This window comes from Curtobacterium sp. MCPF17_018 (genome assembly GCF_003234135.1).
GTDB lineage: Bacteria > Actinomycetota > Actinomycetes > Actinomycetales > Microbacteriaceae > Curtobacterium > Curtobacterium flaccumfaciens.
On sequence record NZ_QKSJ01000009.1, the window covers coordinates 178,079 to 199,380 of the forward strand.

Annotated in this window: 24 protein-coding genes and 1 rRNA gene; 6 read left to right on the forward strand and 19 right to left on the reverse strand. The window is 70.8% G+C overall.

The features are described 5' to 3' along the window. The first annotated feature begins 105 nt into the window (after nt 1–105). Nucleotides 106–696, forward strand: a complete 591-nt coding sequence (locus DEJ27_RS12275) for a TetR/AcrR family transcriptional regulator (RefSeq protein ID WP_111091006.1) — start codon at nt 106–108, stop codon at nt 694–696. A 48-nt stretch (nt 697–744) separates the two neighbouring features. On the opposite strand, the gene DEJ27_RS12280 is transcribed toward DEJ27_RS12275, so the two are convergent. The 3 genes from DEJ27_RS12280 to DEJ27_RS17540 are packed head-to-tail and all read right to left on the reverse strand — an operon-like array spanning nt 745 to nt 2,689. After that, on the reverse strand, nt 745–1,176 hold the full coding sequence (locus tag DEJ27_RS12280; RefSeq protein WP_110861070.1) for a hypothetical protein: 432 nt from the start codon (nt 1,174–1,176) through the stop codon (nt 745–747). Then, complete coding sequence (locus DEJ27_RS12285) at nt 1,173–1,904, reverse strand: SAR2788 family putative toxin (protein ID WP_110861072.1); 732 nt, start codon at nt 1,902–1,904, stop codon at nt 1,173–1,175. Before DEJ27_RS12285 ends, DEJ27_RS12280 begins: the two co-directional genes overlap by 4 nt. Then, a complete protein-coding gene (locus DEJ27_RS17540) occupies nt 1,901–2,689 on the reverse strand; it encodes a S8 family serine peptidase (protein WP_146238555.1) in 789 nt (262 codons plus the stop codon). The genes DEJ27_RS12285 and DEJ27_RS17540 overlap by 4 nt, the downstream gene beginning before the upstream one ends. 142 nt (nt 2,690–2,831) lie before the next feature. Here DEJ27_RS17540 and DEJ27_RS12290 point away from each other — a divergent pair, with 142 nt between their 5' ends. After that, nucleotides 2,832–3,695: an NAD(P)-dependent oxidoreductase gene (locus tag DEJ27_RS12290; RefSeq protein WP_071245140.1), complete on the forward strand. Its 864-nt coding sequence runs from the start codon at nt 2,832–2,834 to the stop codon at nt 3,693–3,695. A 3-nt stretch (nt 3,696–3,698) separates the two neighbouring features. Here the strand turns inward: DEJ27_RS12290 and DEJ27_RS12295 are convergent, their stop codons facing one another. Together DEJ27_RS12295 and DEJ27_RS12300 are read right to left on the reverse strand one after the other, a co-directional pair. Beyond that, nucleotides 3,699–5,285: a methyltransferase gene (locus DEJ27_RS12295; RefSeq protein WP_258369895.1), complete on the reverse strand. Its 1,587-nt coding sequence runs from the start codon at nt 5,283–5,285 to the stop codon at nt 3,699–3,701. After that, nucleotides 5,282–5,647 carry a helix-turn-helix transcriptional regulator gene (locus tag DEJ27_RS12300; RefSeq protein ID WP_110861074.1) on the reverse strand — a complete coding sequence of 122 codons (366 nt, stop codon included), beginning with the start codon at nt 5,645–5,647 and terminating at the stop codon, nt 5,282–5,284. Before DEJ27_RS12300 ends, DEJ27_RS12295 begins: the two co-directional genes overlap by 4 nt. A 103-nt stretch (nt 5,648–5,750) precedes the next feature. Between DEJ27_RS12300 and DEJ27_RS12305 the strand changes: the two genes are divergently transcribed. Further along, nucleotides 5,751–7,007, forward strand: coding sequence for an MFS transporter (locus DEJ27_RS12305; protein WP_110861128.1), 1,257 nt, complete (start codon nt 5,751–5,753; stop codon nt 7,005–7,007). Here the strand turns inward: DEJ27_RS12305 and DEJ27_RS12310 are convergent. Beyond that, the gene (locus DEJ27_RS12310; RefSeq protein WP_110861076.1) at nt 7,004–7,438 is read right to left on the reverse strand and encodes a TIGR02611 family protein; all 435 of its coding nucleotides are present in this window, start codon (nt 7,436–7,438) and stop codon (nt 7,004–7,006) included. The genes DEJ27_RS12305 and DEJ27_RS12310 overlap by 4 nt on opposite strands. Nucleotides 7,439–7,568: 130 nt before the next feature. Next, nucleotides 7,569–7,901 (reverse strand): TraR/DksA C4-type zinc finger protein, encoded by a 333-nt coding sequence (locus DEJ27_RS12315; protein WP_110861078.1) that lies wholly within the window; start codon nt 7,899–7,901, stop codon nt 7,569–7,571. Between the two features lie 50 nt (nt 7,902–7,951). Between DEJ27_RS12315 and DEJ27_RS12320 the strand changes: the two genes are divergently transcribed. Continuing rightward, nucleotides 7,952–8,989 (forward strand): LLM class flavin-dependent oxidoreductase, encoded by a 1,038-nt coding sequence (locus DEJ27_RS12320; protein ID WP_110861080.1) that lies wholly within the window; start codon nt 7,952–7,954, stop codon nt 8,987–8,989. Nucleotides 8,990–9,044: 55 nt separating this feature from the next. Here DEJ27_RS12320 and DEJ27_RS12325 read toward each other — a convergent pair whose 3' ends face one another. Beyond that, nucleotides 9,045–9,503, reverse strand: coding sequence for an ASCH domain-containing protein (locus DEJ27_RS12325; protein WP_220035388.1), 459 nt, complete (start codon nt 9,501–9,503; stop codon nt 9,045–9,047). Nucleotides 9,504–9,627: 124 nt separating this feature from the next. Here DEJ27_RS12325 and DEJ27_RS12330 point away from each other — a divergent pair, with 124 nt between their 5' ends. Next, nucleotides 9,628–10,074, forward strand: a complete 447-nt coding sequence (locus tag DEJ27_RS12330; protein WP_181430147.1) for a DUF2510 domain-containing protein — start codon at nt 9,628–9,630, stop codon at nt 10,072–10,074. A 15-nt stretch (nt 10,075–10,089) separates the two neighbouring features. Here the strand turns inward: DEJ27_RS12330 and DEJ27_RS12335 are convergent, their stop codons facing one another. The 10 genes from DEJ27_RS12335 to DEJ27_RS17790 all read right to left on the reverse strand — a co-directional run bounded on the left by DEJ27_RS12335 (nt 10,090) and on the right by DEJ27_RS17790 (nt 19,756). Beyond that, the gene (locus tag DEJ27_RS12335) at nt 10,090–11,070 is read right to left on the reverse strand and encodes a site-specific tyrosine recombinase XerD (RefSeq protein WP_111091009.1); all 981 of its coding nucleotides are present in this window, start codon (nt 11,068–11,070) and stop codon (nt 10,090–10,092) included. Between the two features lie 38 nt (nt 11,071–11,108). Then, nucleotides 11,109–11,708, reverse strand: coding sequence for a DUF1349 domain-containing protein (locus DEJ27_RS12340; RefSeq protein WP_111091010.1), 600 nt, complete (start codon nt 11,706–11,708; stop codon nt 11,109–11,111). Then, nucleotides 11,705–12,280 carry an NUDIX hydrolase gene (locus DEJ27_RS12345; protein WP_111091011.1) on the reverse strand — a complete coding sequence of 192 codons (576 nt, stop codon included), beginning with the start codon at nt 12,278–12,280 and terminating at the stop codon, nt 11,705–11,707. Before DEJ27_RS12345 ends, DEJ27_RS12340 begins: the two co-directional genes overlap by 4 nt. Before the next feature lie 178 nt (nt 12,281–12,458). Further along, entirely contained in the window at nt 12,459–14,174 is a 1,716-nt protein-coding gene (locus tag DEJ27_RS12350; protein WP_258369896.1) for a CTP synthase, read from the reverse strand. 138 nt (nt 14,175–14,312) lie between these two features. Continuing rightward, complete coding sequence (gene recN, locus DEJ27_RS12355) at nt 14,313–16,007, reverse strand: DNA repair protein RecN (protein ID WP_111091012.1); 1,695 nt, start codon at nt 16,005–16,007, stop codon at nt 14,313–14,315. Between the two features lie 36 nt (nt 16,008–16,043). Then, nucleotides 16,044–16,967 (reverse strand): NAD kinase, encoded by a 924-nt coding sequence (locus DEJ27_RS12360; protein ID WP_071245131.1) that lies wholly within the window; start codon nt 16,965–16,967, stop codon nt 16,044–16,046. Continuing rightward, nucleotides 16,964–17,797 (reverse strand): TlyA family RNA methyltransferase, encoded by an 834-nt coding sequence (locus tag DEJ27_RS12365; protein WP_110861093.1) that lies wholly within the window; start codon nt 17,795–17,797, stop codon nt 16,964–16,966. The genes DEJ27_RS12360 and DEJ27_RS12365 overlap by 4 nt, the downstream gene beginning before the upstream one ends. Then, on the reverse strand, nt 17,790–17,957 hold the full coding sequence (locus DEJ27_RS17785; protein WP_181420091.1) for a hypothetical protein: 168 nt from the start codon (nt 17,955–17,957) through the stop codon (nt 17,790–17,792). The genes DEJ27_RS12365 and DEJ27_RS17785 overlap by 8 nt, the downstream gene beginning before the upstream one ends. Nucleotides 17,958–17,967: 10 nt before the next feature. Then, nucleotides 17,968–18,957 carry an HAD-IIA family hydrolase gene (locus DEJ27_RS12370; protein WP_111091013.1) on the reverse strand — a complete coding sequence of 330 codons (990 nt, stop codon included), beginning with the start codon at nt 18,955–18,957 and terminating at the stop codon, nt 17,968–17,970. Nucleotides 18,958–18,970: 13 nt separating this feature from the next. Beyond that, nucleotides 18,971–19,756 carry a hypothetical protein gene (locus DEJ27_RS17790; RefSeq protein WP_258370347.1) on the reverse strand — a complete coding sequence of 262 codons (786 nt, stop codon included), beginning with the start codon at nt 19,754–19,756 and terminating at the stop codon, nt 18,971–18,973. Here DEJ27_RS17790 and DEJ27_RS17795 point away from each other — a divergent pair. After that, nucleotides 19,706–21,199 (forward strand): hypothetical protein, encoded by a 1,494-nt coding sequence (locus tag DEJ27_RS17795; RefSeq protein ID WP_181430148.1) that lies wholly within the window; start codon nt 19,706–19,708, stop codon nt 21,197–21,199. The two genes, DEJ27_RS17790 and DEJ27_RS17795, sit on opposite strands and share 51 nt — an antisense overlap. Here the strand turns inward: DEJ27_RS17795 and rrf are convergent. Further along, a 5S ribosomal RNA gene (gene rrf, locus DEJ27_RS12385) occupies nt 21,200–21,302 on the reverse strand; the annotation flags it as partial.

Sequence of the window (21,302 nt, forward strand, 5' to 3'; positions counted from 1 at the left end):
CCATCCACCGGGTTCGCCGCCCGCGCTGGCAGCTCCTGCACCGTACCACCCAAAACCAACCGTTGCTTGGTTTTCTGGGTCTCCTGTGGGCGGTACAGTCTGGCCATGGCACGACGGGGTTCGTACGCAAAGGGCATCGCGAAGCGCGAGGAGATCCTCAGGGTCGCGCTGGACCTCGTGGCGTCGCAGGGCTTCCGGCGGACGAGCATCAAGGACATCGCCGACGCCGTCGAGCTGACCCAGGCCGGCCTGCTGCACTACTTCGACTCGAAGGACGAGCTCTGGGTCGAGATCCTCCGCCGCCGTGACGAGCTCGACCTCGCGCACGACTGGCAGGCCGCGGACCCGGCAGCCCTGCTCGCCGCGATCGTGCGGCACAACGCCGAGGTCCCGGGGCTGGTGCAGATGTTCGTCAACCTGTCCGCCGCGGCCGCCACCGACGCCGAGCACCCGGCGCACGAGTACTTCCGCGAGCGCTACGAACGCAGCCGCCGCGACCTGTCCGCCGACTTCCGCACCATGCAGCAGGACGGACGGCTGCGGTCCGACATCGACCCCGACGAGCTCACCAGCGTCCTGCTCGCGGTGTCCGACGGCATGCAGATCCAGTGGCTCTTCGACCCCACCCGCGACATGGCCGAGCACGTCGAACTCGTCGCCCGCCTCGCGATCGCCCAGGTCACCCCCACCGCCTGACGGGAGGCGCAGCGCACGTCCGCACCGAGCCTCCCGCCGGCCAAGTGGTCAGGGCAAGCGCACGGCAGCGAGTTCGTCCGCCGCGGTGCTCCACGCGCGGACCTGCGTCTTCGAGAGGGGTTCCTCCGGAGACATCGACCAATCTGAGATGTTCCGGCCCCGCATCTCCCGCGCGAGGTGGTCACGCACCGCTCGCTTCGAATCCGTCGACAAGGCCGCTCCGTAGTGCTCCGCACCAGGAACGTCGGCCAGTTCGGTCAGGTACGCCTGGCAGAACCAATCCGCTGCTTCGGCCCGCAGGTACGGGCTCTCGAGCGTGGCGTACCAGCGGCGGAAGAACTCGTCGTACGGGCCAGAGTCCTGCATGAACCCACCAGAAGCAAAGAGGAGTTCACGGACCCGCTGAGGGGTGAGCCCGCGGGCGGCTCGGACGGCATCACCGATCCTTCCCCCGTCGACGAGGCTCGCTATCTCGCTCATTTCACCCATCCATTGCTGATGTGACCGCCGGTCGACGTCCGAACGGTGATCGTCCGCCCGCTGTATCGCCACGTGTAGTCGATGTGGTCACGCGCCTTCGCTGAACGTCCGTTCGCGACAGCCCTGCTCATGAGGTCTGCGACCTTTGCACGTGTCGTACCACCCACGTACCGCCAGTTGTGCTTCCGCGCCATGATATGAGTCCACTTCGACGTTGTGAGGGACAGCGCGTACTTCTTCGCGGCGCTCTGGGTCGCGGCCTTCGAGAACTGGCGGATGGCCATCTGGATACCCACACGAGCAAGCACCACCAGGATCAGCGGCAGAACCTGCGCTTCGGTGGCTGTCGTGTCGATGAAGTGCGTCTCACCTGTCGAGTCCGAGGTGAGGAGCGCGGAGAAGTTCTCGTCGTCGACGATCGTGAGGTCGCTGATCGAGTACGTGTCCTCGAGCGCATCCCCCTCTTGGGCAGTCTCAACGCTCACCGTGTCGATCACGTTGCCGTCGATCGCGACGACAGCCTCACCGTCCATCCCGAGTTCCGACTCGATCTGGGTGGAGACGGACGCCTCACCAGCAGGATTCCCTTCCGTCACCACGGAGATGTCGACGGCCGCCGCATCAGGATCACGGTCCACGGGTTCGGCAGACGCGGGCGCGACAAGGCTGAACACCATCACTGCCGTCACCAACACGCCGACGGGCGGTGTCCACTTGGAGAGCTTCATTGGTTCTTCCTTTCGGTACACCGCAGCACTGGAACGCCGCGGTCGTCTTTGACGCCACGACGCTGCGCGTCGCGGAGCAAGTCATCGCGGGACACAGGCCACCCGGCACAACGGATCACCGCGGCGACGGCCGATGCGGCTGCGATGCTCGTCCCGGAGACCTCACCGCCAGAGCCGAGGTCGACGTCAACACCGAGTGCGCTGACGTCGCCGTCACGTGGCGACGTCGACGCCCGTGCCCCGGAGTGATCCACACTGGACACCGAGAGCACGGATTCGTGATCAGCGGGGAAGGACCTCGCACCGATCAATTCGTTTCGCATGCTGCTCACCACGAGGACGTCGTTGCGATCCGCGTTCCGCAAGGCAGCCCGAAGCGCGGCCGAGTCGAAGCGACTGCTCAGAGCGATCAACACGATGTCGGCTCCACTGCCGACGGCCCATTCCACGCCTTGGGCGATTGAGTCCGGAGTGGCGGGGTGATTCGGCGTCGCCACTCGTACGTCGAGAAGTGATGGGGTTCCCTCACCGAACTCGGCGAGAACTGCCGCCGCGAGCAGGTCAGCATGGCCATCAGGCGACTCGTCCGGAAGGTTCGGCGCGATCCAAGTTTGTGCTGCACCCGTTCGCCCGAGGGATGGCGTCATCCCGCCGTCCACGATCGCGATGGTCCGCTCGCTGGCTTCACCCGCCGGTGCCCACATCGGGTCGGACGAACAGCCGGCAAGGCTCGATGACAGCACGACCGCCGCAACGATCGTTCCTCGCCGAATCACGATGCCCACACTGGCATATGAGCGTTGAAATTTGCAATGACAGATTGTGTCAGCTCCGGGGTACGGACAGGGCCTGGTCGCGTCAGGTGCGGCGGGGCAGGATGGTCGGTGCCCGCCAGGGTGTGTTCCGACGACGATGTGGAGTGACGCGATGACGCGTGTAGTGGTGACCGGTGGCAGCGGCAAGCTCGGACGAGCGGTGGTGCGCGACCTCGATGCGCACGGGTACGACGTGGTCCTGCTCGACCGTGTCCCCTCGCCCGACAAGCCCGAGCGTGTCCCGTTCGTGCGGATCGACCTGACCGACCACGGCCAGGTCCTGAACGCCCTGCTCGGCATCGACGACCGGTACGACCACGTCGACGCCGTCGTGCACCTCGCGGCGGTGCCGGCCCCGGGGCAGGTCCCCGACGTGGCCCTCATCACGAACAACGTGACCTCGTCGATCAACGTCTTCCACGCCGCCCGTGCCGCGAAGATCAAGAACGTCGTGTGGGCGTCGAGCGAGACCCTGCTCGGCATCCCGATGGGCGAGCACCACCCGCCCTACCTGCCGGTCGACGAGGAGTTCGCGGTCCGCCCGCAGTCGTCGTACTCCCTCGGCAAGGCGGTGGAAGAGGAGATGGCCCGCCACTTCACCCGCTGGGACCCGGAACTGAAGATGATCGGCCTGCGCTTCTCGAACGTGATGGACGAGACCGACTACCCGGCGTTCCCGTGGGACGCCACCCCCGAGGCGAAGACGTTCAACCTGTGGTCGTACATCGACTCCCGCGACGGGGCCCAGGCCGTCCGCCGGGCACTCGAGGCCGACCTCACCGGGTTCGAAGCGTTCGTCATCGCGAGCCCCGACACGGTGATGGACACCCCGACGATCGAGCTCGTCGAACGCTTCGTGCCGGACATCGAGCGCCGTGCGGACATCGACGGCGTCAGCTCGCTGCTGTCGTCGGAGAAGGCGCGCGAACTCCTCGGCTACACGCCCGAGCACAGCTGGCGCGACCACCGCGCCTGATCGTCAGGCGGCGGGGACGAGCAGCCCGTCGAGCACCAGGTCGCGCGCCGCAGGCAGCAGGTCGGCGGCGAGCGCCTGCTCGTCCACCCCGGTGATCTGCGCGAGCGCGCCGATGATCGCGGCGACGGACAGGTCGCCGTCGCACGCACCCACGAACGCCGCGAGTGCGGTGTCCGCGTCCACCCGGCGCCCGAGTCCACCACCCTGCACCAGGGTCATCACGGTGGGGTCGTCGTTGCCCGGCCAGTAGTACCGCTCCTCGGTGACGTCACCGGCCACCGACAGGTGGGCGGCGGCGAGCGCGGCGTCGTCGTGCGCGGCGAGCCAGGCTGCCGCGTCGAGGACGCGGGCGACCGTCGCGCCGAGGCCCGCGGGGTTGGAGCCGAGCGTCTCGGGGACGCGCTCGAACCGGCGGAGGCCGGACGGGCCTCCCGGCAGGGGGCGACGCATCACGACGTAGCCGAAGCCGACGCCGGTGACGCGACGGTCCGAGAAGTCGTCGAGCCAGGCACCCATCAGGGTGTCGAACTCGGCCGTGCCGGGCTTCGTCCCGCCGTCGCGGATCCAGGTCTCGGCGTAGGACGTCGGGTCCTGCCGCTCGCGCTCGATCACCCACACGTCGAGGTCGGTGTCGGCGAACCAGGTGCGCACGCGGTCCAGGCCGTCGACGCCCCAGTGGTACTCCCAGTTGCCGAGGAGCTGAGCGGTGCCACCGGGCTCCAGGTGGGCCTCGAGGCCGCGGAGCACCGTCTCGACCAGGGCGTCGCCGACCATGCCGCCGTCGCGGTACTCGTACGACGGGACGCCCTCGCGACGGGGTGTGATGACGAAGGGCGGGTTCGAGACGATCCGGTCGAAGCGCTCCCCCGCGACCGGTTCGAACAGCGAGCCGAACCGGAAGTCGATGCCGTCGATGCCGTTGAGCCGGGCGTTGAACCGGGCGATGTCGAGGGCACGGCGCGAGATGTCGGTGGCGACCACCTGGTCGGCGAAGCGCCGCGCGTGCATGGCCTGGATGCCGCACCCGGTGCCGAGGTCGAGCACACGCTCGACCGGGACGGGCACCTGCAGGCCGCTCAGTGTGGTGGTGGCGCCACCGATGCCGAGCACGTGTTCCTCGCTGATGGCGTGCCCGAGGGCGAGCTCGCCGAGGTCGGAGACGATCCACCAGCTACCGGCGCCGAGGTCGTCGACGAAGGCGTAGGGGCGCAGGTCGACGGTGGGGTGGACGAGCGTGTCGGCGCCTTCGCCTTCACTACGCAGCAGGCCCGCGGCGATGACGGCGTCGAGCCCGGCGGTCGGGAACGTCGCCGCGGCCTCGGCCCGCGCCACCGGCAGGCCGAGCACGAACAGCGTCGCCAGGGTGCCGAGCGGCGTGGTCTCGCGGGCGGCGAGCGCACGGAGGGCGGCGACCCGCGAGCCGCGGTGCAGCGATGCGGCGGCCTCGGCGCCCCACAGCGAGTCGAGCCGGTCGACGGTGAAGCCGGCCGCCGTCAGGTCTGCGGCGAGCGCCGGAGTGACGGCAGGGTCCGCGACGATCGACGGAAGCGTGTGCGCAGCGTCCACGCCGGTGGTCGCGCCGGCGCTCACGAGGCGATCCCTTCGCGCAGCAGCGCCGCGGGGACCTGCCAGTCGAGCACCAGGTCGAGGAGCCCGGGGAACCGCTGCTGCACGTCCTCGACGCGGACGCGGCTGACGCGGGTCAGGCCCTCCAGGTGCTGCTCGAGCAGACCGGCCTCGCGCAGGACTCGGAAGTGGTGGGTCAGCGTGGACTTCGGCCGGTCGATGCCGACCCAGCCGCAGCTGCGCTCACCCCCGGCCGCGTCGACCAGGTAGCGGTGCAGGATCGCGAGCCGGATCGGGTCACTCAGGGCGTCCATCACGACCGGGAGGTCCATCTCGACCACGGACGGCTGCGGCAGCCGTTCAGGAGCATCGACGTGCGCGGGCATGGACGGGACGCTACCACCGTTCGGCTTGCTGTACGACTTGCGTCGTACTGTTCGAGTGCGGTACGAATGCAGTCGTACTGCACGGAGATGGAAAGGGGTGCGCATGCACCAGTCAGCTCGTTCGGTCGCCGGGTTCTGGATCCTGGCGGCGATGCTCCTGGTCTCGGTCGCGTCGTCGGCCGTGCCGTCGCCCATCTACCCGGTCTACGCAGCCGAGTGGCACCTCACCCCGCTCATGCTCACCGGGGTCTTCGCCATCTACGTCGCCGGCCTGCTGGCGAGCCTGCTCGTCGCGGGTCGCCTGTCCGACCACGTCGGCCGCAAGCCCGTGCTGGTCGTCGGCGGCCTGGGCGTCGCGCTGTCGCTCGGCCTGTTCGCGATGGCGGACGGGGTCGTCGCGCTCATCGTCGACCGCATCGTGCAGGGTGTCTCGGTCGGGCTGCTCATCGGCGCCCTCGGTGCGGCCCTGATCGACAACTCCCTCGAACGACACCCCACCATGGCCGGCGTGCTGAACGGCGTCATCCCGCCGATCGCCCTGGCCACCGGCGCGATGTCGAGCGGTGCCCTGGTGCAGTGGGGTCCGGCGCCGGAGCAGCTCGTCTACCTGCTGTTCGGCGCGCTCCTCGTGCTGCTGGTGCTCGCGCTGTTCGTCGTCCCCGAGCAGGTGCAGCGTCGCCCCGGCGCACTCCGCTCCCTGCGCCCGATGATCAGCGTGCCGCGGTCCTCACGCCGGCTGTTCCGCGGTGTCGCCGGCTCGCTCGTCGCCAGCTGGGCCCTCGGCGGCATGTTCCTGTCGCTCGTCCCCTCGGCGCTCGGCACGGTGTTCGGCATCACGAACCACTTCGCCGCCGGTGCGCTCATCGCCGTGGTCACCGGCGTCGGCGCCCTGACCGGCCTGGCGATCCAGCGCATGGACACCCGTCGCGCGGTCCTGCTCGGGCTCGTCGCGCTCGTGCTCGGACCGATCGTCACGGTGTCGTTCGTGTTCGCGCACTCCCTGCCGGGCATGGTCGTCGGGAGCGCCATCGCCGGTGTCGGCTTCGGTGCCGGGTTCCAGGCGCCGCTGCGGATGCTGCTCGCCACCGCCGCCCCGACCCACCGCGCCGGACTGCTCTCCACGATCTACGTCGTCAGCTACCTGGCGTTCGGGGTGCCCTCGGTCATCGGGGGCCTGCTCGAGCCCTCGGTCGGTCTGGTCCCCGTCATCGCCGGGTACGGCGGCTTCATCGTGCTCGCCGCGGTCGTCGCCCTCGTGCTGCAGATGTCGTCGACGGACGCCGCCGAGGTCGAGGAGCACGCCGCCGAGGTCATCGAGCGCACCGCAACAGGCTCGATCCGGGTCGCCTCCGCCGACTAGCGGGCTGTCCGCCTGGTGCGCGCACGCACCCCGACCGTCCGCGCCGCACCGGTGTGCGCAGCATCGACGTCGGCCTTGCCCCGGTCTGCAGCATCGCGCAGGCGCTTCGGCCCGTGCCGCTTGGCCCAGTCCCAGAAGCGGTGCAGCTGCGCCCGGAGCCACGTGATGATCCTGTGGAAGAAGTGGAACTCGCTCGCCAGCACCGTGAGGCCGATGAACACGACGAGCCACCCCGGCCCCGGCAGCGGCACCAGGATCAACCCGACGATGACGACGATCCCGCCGACGATGCCGACGAGCACCTTGTAGAGCAGGTGCACGTGCGGCCGCGCGTGGATCCACGTGCGCAGGCGGTGGAACCACTGGAAGCGCTGGCGTGGCGCGCCGTCGGCCCGGGCGTCGCCGGGTCGGTCGTTCGGGTCGCCGTCCATGCCGAAAACGTAGGGCGCGCGGCTGGGAATCAGCGGCGCAGGCGGTGGACGCGGGGTGCGCATGCCGGGAGGCACGGGGCCGGGGCAGGCCGCGCCTCCCGGCCGTCAGGCGGCACCGATCGCGTACCCCTCACGCGTGCGCGACGCACGTCGCCGCCCACGGGACGGCGGCAAGCCGGGCCTCCGGGATCGACTCACCGCCGACCGCGCAGCGGCCGTAGGTGCCGTCGTCGAGTCGTGCGAGCGCTGCGTCCACCTGGCGGATCCGCAGCCGGGCGCCGTCGCGGACCGCACCGAGCGAGCCGCGTTCCCAGGCCAGGGTCGCGCCCTCCGGGTCGTGCTCGTCGTCGGAGTTCGCGTCCTGCCGGGCGTCGCTGACGTCGCGCATGCTCCGCTCGACCGCAGCGAGCAGCCGTGCGTTGCGGACGCGTTCGGCCTCGAGCGCGGGGCGGGGGTCCTCCATGCCGGCCACGGTAGTCGCGGCGGAATGGCCCTGCCTCCGGATGCGTTCGCATGGACATGACGAAGATCGGATTCCTGTCGTTCGGACACTGGCGTGACGTGCCGGGGTCGAAGGTGCGCAGCGGGCGGGAGGCCCTGGTACAGGCGATCGACCTCGCGGTCGCAGCCGAGGAAGCCGGCGTCGACGGCGCCTACTTCCGCGTCCACCACTTCGCACCGCAGCAGGCCGCACCGTTCCCGCTGCTCTCGGCCATCGCCGCGAAGACCAGCCGGATCGAGATCGGCACCGGCGTCATCGACATGCGCTACGAGAACCCGCTCTACATGGCGGAAGAAGCCGCGGCCACCGACCTGATCTCCGGAGGGCGACTGCAGCTCGGTGTCTCGCGGGGATCACCCGAGACCGCCCTCGCCGGCTACCAGCAGTTCGGCTACGTGCCCGACGCCGATGACGAGAACGGCGGTGACATGGCCCGTGCGCACACCGACGTGTTCCGCCGCGCGATCGCTGGCGAGCCGATGGCCCACGCCAATCCGCAGATGACCGGCTCGGTCGGGTCCCTGCCGATCTCCCCGCTGTCCGACTCGCTCGGCGACCGCATCTGGTGGGGCGCCGGCACCCGCGCCACCGCGGAGTGGACCGCCGAGCACGGCATGAACCTGATGTCCTCGACCCTGCTGACCGAGGACACCGGTGTGCCGTTCGACCAGCTGCAGGCCGAGCAGATCGAGCGCTTCCGCCGGGTGTGGTCCGAGTCGGGCTGGGACCGCGAACCGCGCGTCTCGGTCTCGCGCAGCATCATCCCGATCATCGACGACGAGTCGCGCCACTACTTCGGCGTGCGCGCGCAGGTCGAGGGGCAGGACCAGGTCGGGCACCTCGACGGCGGGCTGGCCCGGTTCGGCCGGTCCTACATCGGTGAGCCCGAGCATCTCGTCGCGGAACTCGCGGCCGACCAGGCCGTCCGTGCTGCCGACACCGTGCTCGTCACCGTGCCGAACCAGTTGGGCGTGGACTTCAACGCCCGGCTGCTCGCCGCCGTGAAGGACGTGTTCACCGAGGTCGACGCGGAGCCGGTCCCCGCCTGACCCCGGATCGGGATCGGGATCGGGATCGGGCTCGGGCTCGGGCTCGGGCTCGGGCTCAGCCGTTCGGCCAGAGCAGCCGGAACCGCTCGCACACGACCGGCATGTCCGGCGCGAACCCGCGCGGGTTCTCCGAGTGTGCGCGCCAGAACGCCTCATGCACGGTCCGCCAGTGCTCGAGCGTCCGGTCCCCTTCCCCCTCGGCCCAGGCGTGGTCCGCGCCGACCTGGTCGAACGGCACCACCCGGACCACCGTCGTCTCGATGACGGCACGGGGCGCACCGGAGCCGTCGGTCACGATGCCCAACTCGTCGGCTGCCGGCAGCGGGTCACCGGTCGCCTCGTAGTCCCAGAGCGACGACGCCGTGCCGACCTTGACCCCGTCGACCACGAGCTGCAGGAGCGCGTCCGCCTGCTCCGGGGCCGCGCCGAAGGACCACGCCTCCGGCACGGCCGTCGGGAGACTCGGACGCTCACGGCGTCGCGCGGTCCAGAAGTCGTCGAGCGTCGAGGGCACGCCCCGACCGTAGTGCACCGGCCCGGTCCCCCCTTGTGCTGACACCCGGCTGGGGACTGGGGCGAGGCCGACCGCGCTCCTAGGCTCGGGAGCGTCGATCCACCCCGCACCTCGAGGAGCAACCGTGACGCTGCCGGCCGCAGGCTGGTTCCCGGACCCGCAGGACGCCCGTCGTCTGCGCTGGTGGGACGGTCGCACCTGGGGCGCAGCCACGCGAGTCCCCGCGGCCGCCGCGGAACCGGTCACGCCGATCGTCGTCGCTCCGGTGGGGCCGTCGTTCTCGGTGCAGACCGCGGCGATCCGCACGGACGCGTGGGCATCCGGCGCCACCGGCGACCGTCGGCTCGGTGTGTTCACGGTGCTCGCGGTGCTGCTCGCCGTGGTCTCGGTCGTCGCGAACCCCTGGGGCCTGGCGGGACTGCTCGCGGTGGCCTGCGGCGTCATCGGCATCGTCCGTCCCGGGGCCGTCGGCGCCTGGGCGGTCCTGGCGCGGAGCGCTTCGGCGAGCGCGCTCGTCGTCGCGGTGACGACGACGGTCATCGCCGCGTCGGCCCAGTTCCAGCTGTTCTGAGCGCGCAGAGCGCGCCTACCGCCGCGCCCGAGGGTGCGCCGTCTGGTACACGTCCCGCAGCATGTCCGCCGTGACCATCGTGTAGATCTGCGTCGTCGCGACACTCGCGTGCCCGAGCAACTCCTGCACCACGCGCACATCAGCACCACCCTCGAGCAGGTGCGTCGCGAACGAGTGCCGGAACGTGTGCGGTGACACGTGCGCCTCCAGGTCGGCGGCAGCAGCGGCGGCCTGGATCACGAGCCAGGCGCTCTGCCGTGACAACCGCGCTCCACGGGCACCGAGGAACAGCGCCGGTGTGGAGGGCCCGCGCGCAGCGAACACCGGCCGTGCGCGCACCAGGTAGGCGTCGATCGCGGCCCGGGCGAAGCTGCCGAGCGGCACGATCCGCTGCTTGTTGCCCTTGCCGGTGACCTTCACGACGGAGAGCTCGCCGTCAGCGTCCGACAGCGTCGTCACGTCGTCGACCGACAGCCCCACCGCCTCGGAGATCCGCGCGCCGGTGGCGTAGAGCAGCTCGAGCAGGGCCTTGTCCCGCAGCTGGACGGGGTCGTCGGCGTCGACGGACACTGCCCCGAGCAGCCGTTCCATGTCCTCGACGGGGATCGCCTTCGGCAGCCGCATCGGGGCCTTCGGCGGCCGGACGGCGGTGCCGGGGTCGAGCGGAAGCCAGCCCTCCCCCGCGGCGAAGGCCGTGAACGAGCGCACCGAACTGAGCATCCGCGCGATCGACCGCGGTGCGAGCGGACCCGACGGCCGAGTCGCCAGGTGCTCGACGAACCCCGAGACATCTGCCCGTGCCAGGCGAGCGACGTCCTGCAGCACCGAGGAGCCCCCGGCCCGGTCCGCGCCGTCCGATTCGACCACCGGTGCGGACTCGAGCCAATCGGTGAACACGGCAAGGTCCCGCCGGTACGCGGACAACGTGTGCTGCGAGAGCCCCCGCTCGATCGCGACGTGCCGCAGGTAGGTCTCCACGGCACGGTCGAGGGGCATCACCTCAGCAGGCTAACCGGCGCGGGGCAACCCACCCGTCAGTGCAACGCCTCGTCCGGTGCGCCCACGCGGAACCCGGTGAACGTCACGGTCAGCCCGGCCCGCGTCGGCCCGGCGCACAGCAGCCCCGCGGACACGTCGGCGTCCGGGTCGAGGTACGCGACCCGGACGAGGCGGGACTCGTCACCCTCGGCCCACGCCCGGATCGTCACGGCGTCACCATCGCGGCTCGCGCGGACGGTCACCACCCGGCCCGTCCACTCCGGCACGGGCGACACCGACCAGTCCGAGAACCCATGCGTCACCACGGCGCCGAGCTGCGGCGCTCCGTCCGAGAACTCCACGCCGGCCTTGATCCAGGTCTGTTCGTCGACGCGCAGGAACACCCCGGCCTGGTCGAACTGCTCGGTGAAGCCGAGCACGAACGACGCCTCGACCGAGAACGGCCCGTCCGTCGGCTGCAGCAGCGCGTGCTCGGAGTCGTGCACGAACCTGTACGAGGTGCTCCGCCAGGCGTCACTGCCCTCGACCGCGGTGACGCGGAACACGTCGCCGTCGAACTCGGCGGCCTCCGGCTCGTGCGTCCACGTACCCGTGGCGACCAGGTCGCGCAGACCGTCGGCCGCGGACCCGCTCACTTGCCGCGCTGTTCGATGGCCTCGACGGCGAGCGTCGCGACGACGAGGGCCGAGTTGTTGAGCCGACCGCCCAGGATCCCCTCGAGCAGCTCCGCCCGCGGGACCCAGCGCGTCACGATGTCGGCCTCTTCCGCCTCGCGCTCGAACGCGGACTCGGTCGACCGGACACCGCGCGCCCGGTAGATCTGGATGAACTCGTCGCTGCCACCCGACGACGTGTTGTAGCGGACCAGGGGCTCCCACGTGTCGGCCTCGAGGTCGGCCTCCTCGCCCAGCTCGCGCTTGGCGGCCGTCAGGTGGTCCTCGCCCTCCATGTCGAGCAGACCCGCGGGCAGCTCCCAGTCGCGCAGCCGCACCGGGTGCCGGTACTGCTGGATGACCAGGACGCGGCCCTCGTCGTCCTCGGCGTACACGGCGACGGCACCCGTGTGGTCGATGTACTCGCGGACCATCGAGCCGCCGTTGTAGGCGACGGTGTCGCGGCGCACGTCCCAGACGGCTCCCTCGTACACGACGGTGGATTCGGTGACCTCGAAGGAGGCGGACTCGTCAGCGATCGGTGCGTCTGTCACGTCTCCATCCAAGCACGCGCGCACCTGACGCCCCCATCGGAACCAGGTTCCGGACACAGCACCGCGTCGTTCCGTGGTTCCGCGTCCGGAACCAGGTTCCGTGGCCGCGACCCAGGGACGGACGGGAGGCGCGGTGCCAGCTGGCACCGCGCCTCCCGTCCGATCATGAGACCGGCGCTTACGCGACCTGCTCCTCGGTCTGCGGGTCGAACAGGCTGGACGCCTCGTGGCGCTCGATCGCAGCCGCGACGAGCCCCGCGAACAGCGGGTGCGCATCGGTCGGACGCGAGCGGAGCTCCGGGTGCGCCTGCGTGGCGATGTAGAACGGGTGCACGTCGCGAGGGAGCTCGACGTACTCCACCAGCGTGCCGTCGGGCGACGTGCCCGAGAAGACGAGGCCGGCGTCCGCGATCTGCTCGCGGTACTTGTTGTTCACCTCGTAGCGGTGACGGTGCCGCTCGGAGGCCTCCGGCGCACCGTACAGCTCCGCCGCCAGCGAGCCCTCGGTGAACGACGCCGGGTACAGGCCCAGGCGCATCGTGCCGCCCAGGTCGCCACCGGCGATGATGTCCACCTGCTCCGCCATCGTCGCGATGACCGGGGTCGAGGTCTCCGGGTCGAACTCGGTGCTCGACGCGTCGGTCAGACCGACCTCGTGGCGGGCGTACTCGATGACCATGCACTGCAGGCCGAGGCACAGGCCGAGCGTCGGGATGCCCTGCTCACGCGCGAACTTCAGCGCGCCGAGCTTGCCCTCGATGCCGCGCACGCCGAACCCGCCGGGGATGCAGATGCCGTCGACGTCGCCGAGCTGCTTCGCCGCGCCCTCGGGCGTGGTGCAGTCGTCGGACACGACCCACTTCAGCGTCACCTTGGCGTCGTGCGCGAAGCCGCCCGCACGGAGCGCCTCGGTGACCGACAGGTAGGCGTCCGGCAGGTCGATGTACTTGCCGACCAGGGCGATCGTGACGGCCTTCTTCGGCTCGTGCACGGCCTTCAGCACCGGGGTCCACGCGGTCCAGTCGACCGGACCGGCGTCGAGCTTGAGCGCGTCGACGATGACCTGGTCGAGGCCCTGGTTGTTCAGCAGCGTCGGCAGGTCGTAGATCGAGGGGACGTCCACGGCGTTCACCACGGCGTCCTCGTCCACGTCGCACATCAGCGCGATCTTGCGCTTGTTCGACTCCGACACCGGACGGTCGCTGCGCAGCACGAGCGCGTCGGGCTGGATGCCGATCGAGCGGAGCGCGGCGACGGAGTGCTGCGTCGGCTTGGTCTTCTGCTCACCCGAGGCGTTCATGAACGGCACCAGCGAGACGTGCACGAAGAACACGTTGTTGCGGCCGAGCTCGTGCCGCACCTGTCGGGCGGACTCGATGAACGGCTGCGACTCGATGTCGCCGACGGTGCCACCGACCTCGGTGATGATGACGTCGGGCTGCGGGTCGTTCTGCGCCTGCTCGCGCATCCGCCGCTTGATCTCGTCGGTGATGTGCGGGATGACCTGCACCGTGTCGCCGAGGTACTCGCCGCGACGCTCCTTGGCGATCACGGTCGAGTACACCTGACCGGTCGTGACGTTCGCGGCCTGCGACAGGTTGATGTCGAGGAAGCGCTCGTAGTGCCCGATGTCGAGGTCCGTCTCCGCACCGTCGTCGGTCACGAAGACCTCGCCGTGCTGGAACGGGTTCATGGTGCCCGGGTCCACGTTGAGGTACGGGTCGAGCTTCTGCATGACGACCTTGAGGCCGCGAGCCGTGAGCAGGTTGCCGAGGCTGGCCGCCGTCAGGCCCTTGCCGAGAGACGAGACGACCCCGCCGGTCACGAAGATCTGCTTCGTCACCTTCGGGGTCGAGATCGAAGAATTGGTACCGCCGCTGAGAGTGTCCGCCACGGGATTCCATCGTACGTCAGAACTGCCGGGAGGCGCGACCTCGGTTCGCCGTGGGCGTTGCGCGGGTGGGCGGCCGGGTCCTCGGGCCGTGGCCGGGTCCGGGTCCGGTCCCGGGGACAGTACCCGCGTGCCTGGTCGTCAGGCCCGCTGGCCGGCCACGTTGAGCAGCTCGCGTGCGTGCTCGATGCCACTGGCGCTGTCGCCGAGTCCGGAGAGCAGCCGTGCCATCTCCTGCAACCGGTCCTCGCCCTCGAGCCGGCGCACGCTCGACGACGTGACGGCCCCGCTGGCGTCCTTCACGACGTTGAGGTGGTTGTTCGCGAAGGCCGCGACCTGGGCCAGGTGCGTGACGACGATGACCTGCGTGCGCTCGGCGAGCTTCGCCAGCCGTCGGCCGATCTCGATCGCCGCCGCCCCACCGACACCGGCGTCGACCTCGTCGAAGACGAACGTCGGCACCGTGGTGCTGCCGGCCATGACGACCTCGATCGCGAGCATCACGCGGGACAGCTCACCGCCGGACGCACCCTTGCCGATCGGCCGGGGGTCGGTGCCGGAGTGCGGCTGGAGCAGGATCGTGACCTGGTCACGGCCGTGGCGGCGGTACTCGCCGGCCTCGGTGACCTCGACCACCAGGGTCGCACCACCCATCGCGAGGGTCTTCAGCTCAGCGGTCACGCGCTTCGCCAGGTCGGCCGCGGCCTTGGTGCGCGCCGTGGTGAGCGCGGCGGCGGCGGTCTCGAGCGCCTGCTCGTCCTGCTCGACCGACTGCTGCAACGCCGCGATCCGGTCGTCGTCGCCGTCGAGCTCGAGCAGCCGGTCGCTCGCGCGCTGTCCGTAGGCGATGACGTCGTCCACCGTCTCGCCGTACTTGCGGGTGAGGCCGGCCAGCAGGGCACGGCGTTCGTTGATGAGCTCGAGGTCGTGCCCGGCCTCGGGTTCCAGGGAACCGAGGTAGCTCGAGATGCTCGCCGAGGCCTCGGCCGCCTGGATCCCGAGCTCCGTGAGCTGCTCGAGCACCGGCTGCAGGGCACTGTCCGACGACACGACGCGCTCCACGGCCCGGCGTGCGGACTCGACCAGGCCGACGACGTCGGAGACGCCGTCGAGGGACTCGCTGGACAACGCCTCGTGCGCCAGGGCCGCGGACAACCGGAGCTCCTCGAGGTTCCCCAGCCGTTCGGCGCGCTCGGCCAGCTCGACGTCCTCGCCGGGCTGCGGGTCGGCGGCCTCGATCTCGTCGGAGGCCGCGCGGATCCGCTCGGCCTCGGCCACCCGGTCGTCCCGGTCGCGGACCAGGACCTCGAGTTCACCGGCGTGCTGCTGCCAGGCGTCGTACGCGGCGACGTACCGGGCGACGGCCTTCTCGAGCGAGGCTCCCCCGAACCCGTCGAGGGCGGCCCGCTGCGCAGTGGCGGAGGTCAGGCGGATCTGGTCCGACTGCCCGTGCACGGTGACGAGCTGGTCGGCGAGCTCGCCGAGCACCGCCACGGGCGCACTGCGACCGCCCACCGTGGCACGGCTGCGCCCCTCGGCGGAGACCGTGCGGGTGAGGATGAGTTCGCCGTCCTCGACGGTGCCGCCGGCGTCCTCGACCCGTTCGGCGACCGCGTCCTGTTCGGGGACGTGCCAGCGGCCTTCGACGACGGCGCTCGACGCGCCGCGGCGCACCGAACCGGCATCGGCCCGCGCACCGAGCAGCAGCCCGAGCGCCGTGACGATCATGGTCTTGCCCGCACCGGTCTCCCCGGTGACGACGGTGAAGCCCGGCCCGAGTTCGAGCGTGGTCTCACCGATGACACCGAGGTCGCGGATCGCGATCTCCTCGATCATCGGTCGTCCTCCGTGCTCATCGATCGTCCTCCGGGCTCAACGGTCGTCCTCGTCGCTCTGGGGGCCGCGCCACCCGGCGACGGGCAGCTGGAACTTCGCGACCAAGCGGTCGGTGAACGGAGCGTCCTTGAGTCGGGCGACACGCACCGGATCGGGCGAACGCCGGACCTCGACACGGGCGCCCGGAGGCAGGTCGTGGGTGCGTCGGCCATCGCACCAGAGGACACCGACACCGCTCGTGCGCCGCAGGACCTCGATCGCGAGCGTGCAGTCCGGCCCGACGACGATCGGACGGGCGAACAGGGCGTGGGCGCTCAGCGGCACCATGAGCAGCGCGTCGACGTCCGGCCACACGATGGGGCCACCGCCGGAGAACGAGTACGCCGTGGAGCCGGTCGGGGTCGACACGACCACGCCGTCGCAGCCGAAGGACGACAGCGGGCGGCCGTCGACCTCGGTCACGACCTCGAGCATCCGCTCCCGCGAGGCCTTCTCGATCGTGGCTTCGTTCAGCGCCCAGCTCGAGTAGACGATCTGGTTGCCCACGACCACGTCGACCTGCAGGGTGACGCGTTCCTCGACGTTGTACTCGCCGGACAGCGCGCGCTCGACCGTCTCGGACAGACCGTCACGCTCACTCTCGGCCAGGAACCCGACGTGCCCGAGGTTCACCCCGATCAGCGGAGCGCCGGTGTTCCGCACGAGTTCCGCCGCGCGGAGGATCGTGCCGTCGCCACCGAGCACGATGACGATCTCGAGCTGGTTCGGCTGGACGTCGACGCCGAGGATGTCGACCTTGCCGACCGACGCTTCGGCACGACGGATGTCGGCGTACTCGTCGAAGGGCATGACGGGCGTGAGACCGGCTGCGTGCAGGAGGTCACAGACCTCGACCGCAGCGTCGATCGAGTCACGGCGACCCGTGTGGGACACGAGCAGGATGTGCCGTTCGTCACTCATGAAGACCCTTCCGTGAGTTCGGTCGCCCGGACTCTCCATTCTGTCGGATTGCCCCCGACACCGCGCTGGAAGCGGGCCAGGTACTCGTGGTTGCCGTGTGTCCCGACGATCGGGGACGCGGCGAGCCCACTGGTGCCGAGGCCCAGGTCCCACGCCGCCCACAGCACGTTCATGAGCGCGTCGTTCCGCAGCCCGGCGTCGTGCACGATGCCCTCGCGCACACCGCCACGGCCCACTTCGAACTGGGGCTTCACCAGGAGCACGAACTCGTCCGCGGGGACGGCTTCGGCCAGCGCCGGCAGCACGAGTCGGAGCGAGATGAAGGACAGGTCCCCCACCACCAGGCTCGTCTCGGCGGCGGCGCCGTCGAGCGCCAGGTAGTCGGCGCGCGTGAGGTTCCGCGCGTTCGTCCCCTCGACCACGGCGACGCGTTCGTCGAGCGCGATGGTGGGGTGCAGCTGTCCGTGGCCCACGTCGAGCGCGATGACACGGCGCGCGCCGCGTGCGAGCAGCACCTGGGTGAACCCGCCGGTGCTCGCGCCCACGTCGAGCACGACCCGGTCGGCGGGGTCGACGTCGAACGCGTCGAGTGCGCCGACGAGCTTCCGGGCGGCGCGCGAGACCCATTCGTCCGCGGCGTCGACCTCGATGTCCGCGTCGGATGCGATCGGCGTCGACGGCTTCAGGACGGCACGGCCGCCCACGAGCACCCGGCCGTCCTGGATCAGCTTGCTGGCGACGGTCCGTGACCGTGCGAGCCCGCGTGCGGCCAGCAGGGCGTCGAGGCGGACCGGCGACGCGTCGTGCACGGCTCCGTCCGGCTCAGGCACTCGCGGAGCCGCCGCTCTCGAGCCGCGTCCGCAGCTCGTCGTGCAGGGCGGAGAAGGCTTCGGCACGGTCGGCGAGCGGCAGGGCCTCGGCCTCGGCTGTGCGCGCGGCGAAGGCGTCCTGCTGCTCGGGTTCGGCGGACGGCTGCTCGGGGTTCGGCACGTCCGACACGCTACTCGCCGCCGTACAGCTGCGGGTCCACGTCGAGGCCGTAGATGGCCAACCCGGACTCCCAGATGAGCGTCGAGCCGGCACGGAGCCGATCGATGTCCGTCCCGGCGTCGAGCACCCGGACGACGTGCCCGCGCATCGCCACCGTCGAGGTCCCGACGGTCACGTACCGGGTGCCGTCCTCGTCCTCGCGCCGCGCCGTCTCCGGGTAGGGCTGGGACAGCCCCCGGAGGTCTTCGAGCACGTACGTGGGACGCGAGCGCTGGTCGGCCGCGAGCACCTGCTTCGCCTTGTCGATGCCGGTGAGCACGAGCACGCTCGGGATCCCGGCGTCGTTCGCGCCCTTGATGTCGGTGTCCAGCCGGTCCCCGATGAACAGGGTCCGACCGCCGCCGAAGCGCTCGACCGCCGTGTCGAAGATCGGCCGCTCGGGCTTGCCGGCGACGACGGGCATCCTGCCGACTGCCTGGTGCACGGCGGACACGAGCGTGCCGTTGCCGGGTGCGATGCCCCGCTCGACCGGGATCGACCAGTCCATGTTCGTGGCCACCCACGGCACGTCAGGGTCGGCCAGGGCGAACGAGGCCTCGGCCAGTTCCTTCCAGCCGAGGTCCGGCGAGAAGCCCTGGATGACCGCGGCCGGGGAGTCCTCGGCACTCGAGGTGACCGTGAACCCGGCTGCCTCGACGATGCTCGACAGGCCGAGCCCGCCGGTGACCAGGACGGTCGATCCGGCCGGCACCAGGGTCGCGAGCAGCTGGACGCCGGCCTGCGACGAGGTGACGACGTCGCCCTCGGACACCTCGAGACCGTAGCGCTCGAGGTGCTCGGCAACGTCGATCGGGCGGCGCGACGCGTTGTTCGTGATGTAGCCGACCCGCGCCGTGAGCGATGCCCGGGTCAGGGCTTCGACCGCGTGCGGGATGGCGTTGCGGCCGCGGTAGACGACGCCGTCGAGGTCGGTGAGGACCACGTCGACGCCGTCAGTCAAGGCCGCCGAGTGCTCAGTCGGCTGCGGAGCCGTCGACGTCGCGGGGGTTGTCGTCGTCGATCTCGCCGGGCTCGTCGGCTGCGGAGGTGTCGTCGTCGAGGTCGTCGAGGGCGGGTTCGTCATCGAGGTCGTCGGCGGATTCGTCGTCGCCGTCGAGTTCGTCGGTCGCGACGTCGTCGGCTCCGAGGTCATCGGCGTCGTCGTCTCCGGCGTCTCCGTGTTCTTCGACTTCGAGCGTTTCCTCGACCACATCAACTGTCTCCCAAGCGTTGTCGTCCGCGATTTCGGCGAGGGCCGCTGCCGCGCGGTCCACACGGGCCCACCACTCGTCGGCCTCGTCCTGTCGACCGAGCTCCTCGAGCGTGGCCGCGTAAGCACTGTAGAGCGCAGGGGACCACGTGTAGGCGGTGGACGGGTCCAGCTGTGGAATCTCCAGCTCACCGAGGGCCGCTGTGGGATTCCCGAGGTCGAGACGAGCGCCGGACATGGCAATCGCGAGCTCGACCTGCACCGGGGTCTCGAGGGCCGAGCGCTCGACCGAGCGACCGAGTTCGAGTGCCCGCTCCGGACGACCCAGGCCACGCTCGCAGTCCACCATCATCGGCAGCTGGTCGTTGCGACCCGAGATCCGACGGTAGGTGCGGAGTTCCCGGAGCGCGGTGGCGAAGTCGCCGAGGCGGTACGCGGTGATCGCCGCCGTCTCGCGGACGACACCGACACGACCGGCACGACGAGCAGCGCTCAGGGCGTGCTGGTTGGCCGTCTCGGGGTCGTCGTCGACGAAGAGCGCAGCTGCCACGAGGTGACGCGCAACCCAGTCGGCGTTGTCCTTGCTGAGGGTCTTCAGCTCCATCCGGGCCGCGGGGTCGAGGTCGCGCGCCTGGATCTCCTCAGGGATCTCCGGGTCGTCGTGGCGCGGACGGATCGACTTCGTGCCGTACGGGTCGCGGTCTTCCCAGTCGTCGCGCGCGGCCTCACCGAAGCGGGCGCCGGAGTGACGGCTGCCGTCCCCGAAACGACGACGTTCATCACCGCCGTCGCGACCCGGGCGGTCCGACGAACCGCCGCGGAACGGACGGTCGGAGGAACCACCACGGGCCGGACGATCGGAGGAACCACCACGGTACGAGCGGTCCCCGTCACGAGCCGGACGGTCCGAGCCACCACGGTACGGGCGGTCGCCGTCACGAGCCGGACGGTCCGAACCACCACGGTACGGGCGGTCGCCGTCTCGAGCGGCACGGTCCGAGCCACCGCGGTACGGGCGGTCGCCGTCACGAGCCGGACGGTCCGAGCCACCACGGAACGGACGGTCGCCGTCACGGCGCGGCCGGTCAGAGGATCCGCCACGGTAGGGACGATCACCGTCTCGAGCGGGACGTTCGGACGATCCACCACGGTACGGACGATCGCCATCACGAGCGGGACGGTCCGAACCACCGCGGTACGGGCGGTCGCCATCACGAGCGGGACGGTCCGAGGAGCCGCCACGGAACGGACGGTCCCCATCACGACGCGGACGGTCGGATCCGCCCTGGAACGGTCGGTCGCCGTCACGGCGCGGCCGGTCAGAGGATCCGCCACGGAACGGACGATCACCGTCACGACCCGGGCGGTCCGAGCCACCACGGTGAGGACGATCGCCATCGCGCCGCGGACGATCGGCACCGCGCGGACCATCGCCGCGCGGCGGCCGACCCGAGTCACCACGGTCGCCCTGCCACGACGGACGGTCGTTCCGGTCGCCGGATCGGAACGGACGATCGCCGTCGCGACGCGGCGCGCTGTCCCGTCGGGGTGCGCCGTCACGGAACGGACGGTCTCCACCCTGCGGACGATCACGACGGTTGCCTTCACGGCGCTCGAACTCGCGAGGTCCCGACGACCAACGACCATCGCTCTGGCCGTCCCGCCGCGGAGCGCCGTCGCGACGGGGGAACCGATCGCCGTCCCGTCGGGGTCGATCTCCGCGGTCCCCGTCGTTCCGCCGCTGATCGTCGTCGTTCGCCACCGTTGCTCCTCATCGCGTGCCCGGTGCAGTGCCTCGGGCGTTCGTCCGCTGTGTCGTTGTGTTGGGTGCCGCGTCGGTCGCCCGACGTCGGCTTCCAGTCCATCACGAACCGGAGCCGGCGTCGAGCGAACGGCGGCAGAAACAGAAATGGCCACCGGCCCCGACCGAGAACGAGGGTTTCCCCTGCGAATTCTCGATGGAGGGCCGATGGCCACATCTTTCATACGTTAAGTCCGGCGGCGTCCTACTCTCCCACAAGGTCCCCCTTGCAGTACCATCGGCGCTGAGAGGCTTAGCTTCCGGGTTCGGAATGTGACCGGGCGTTTCCCTCTCG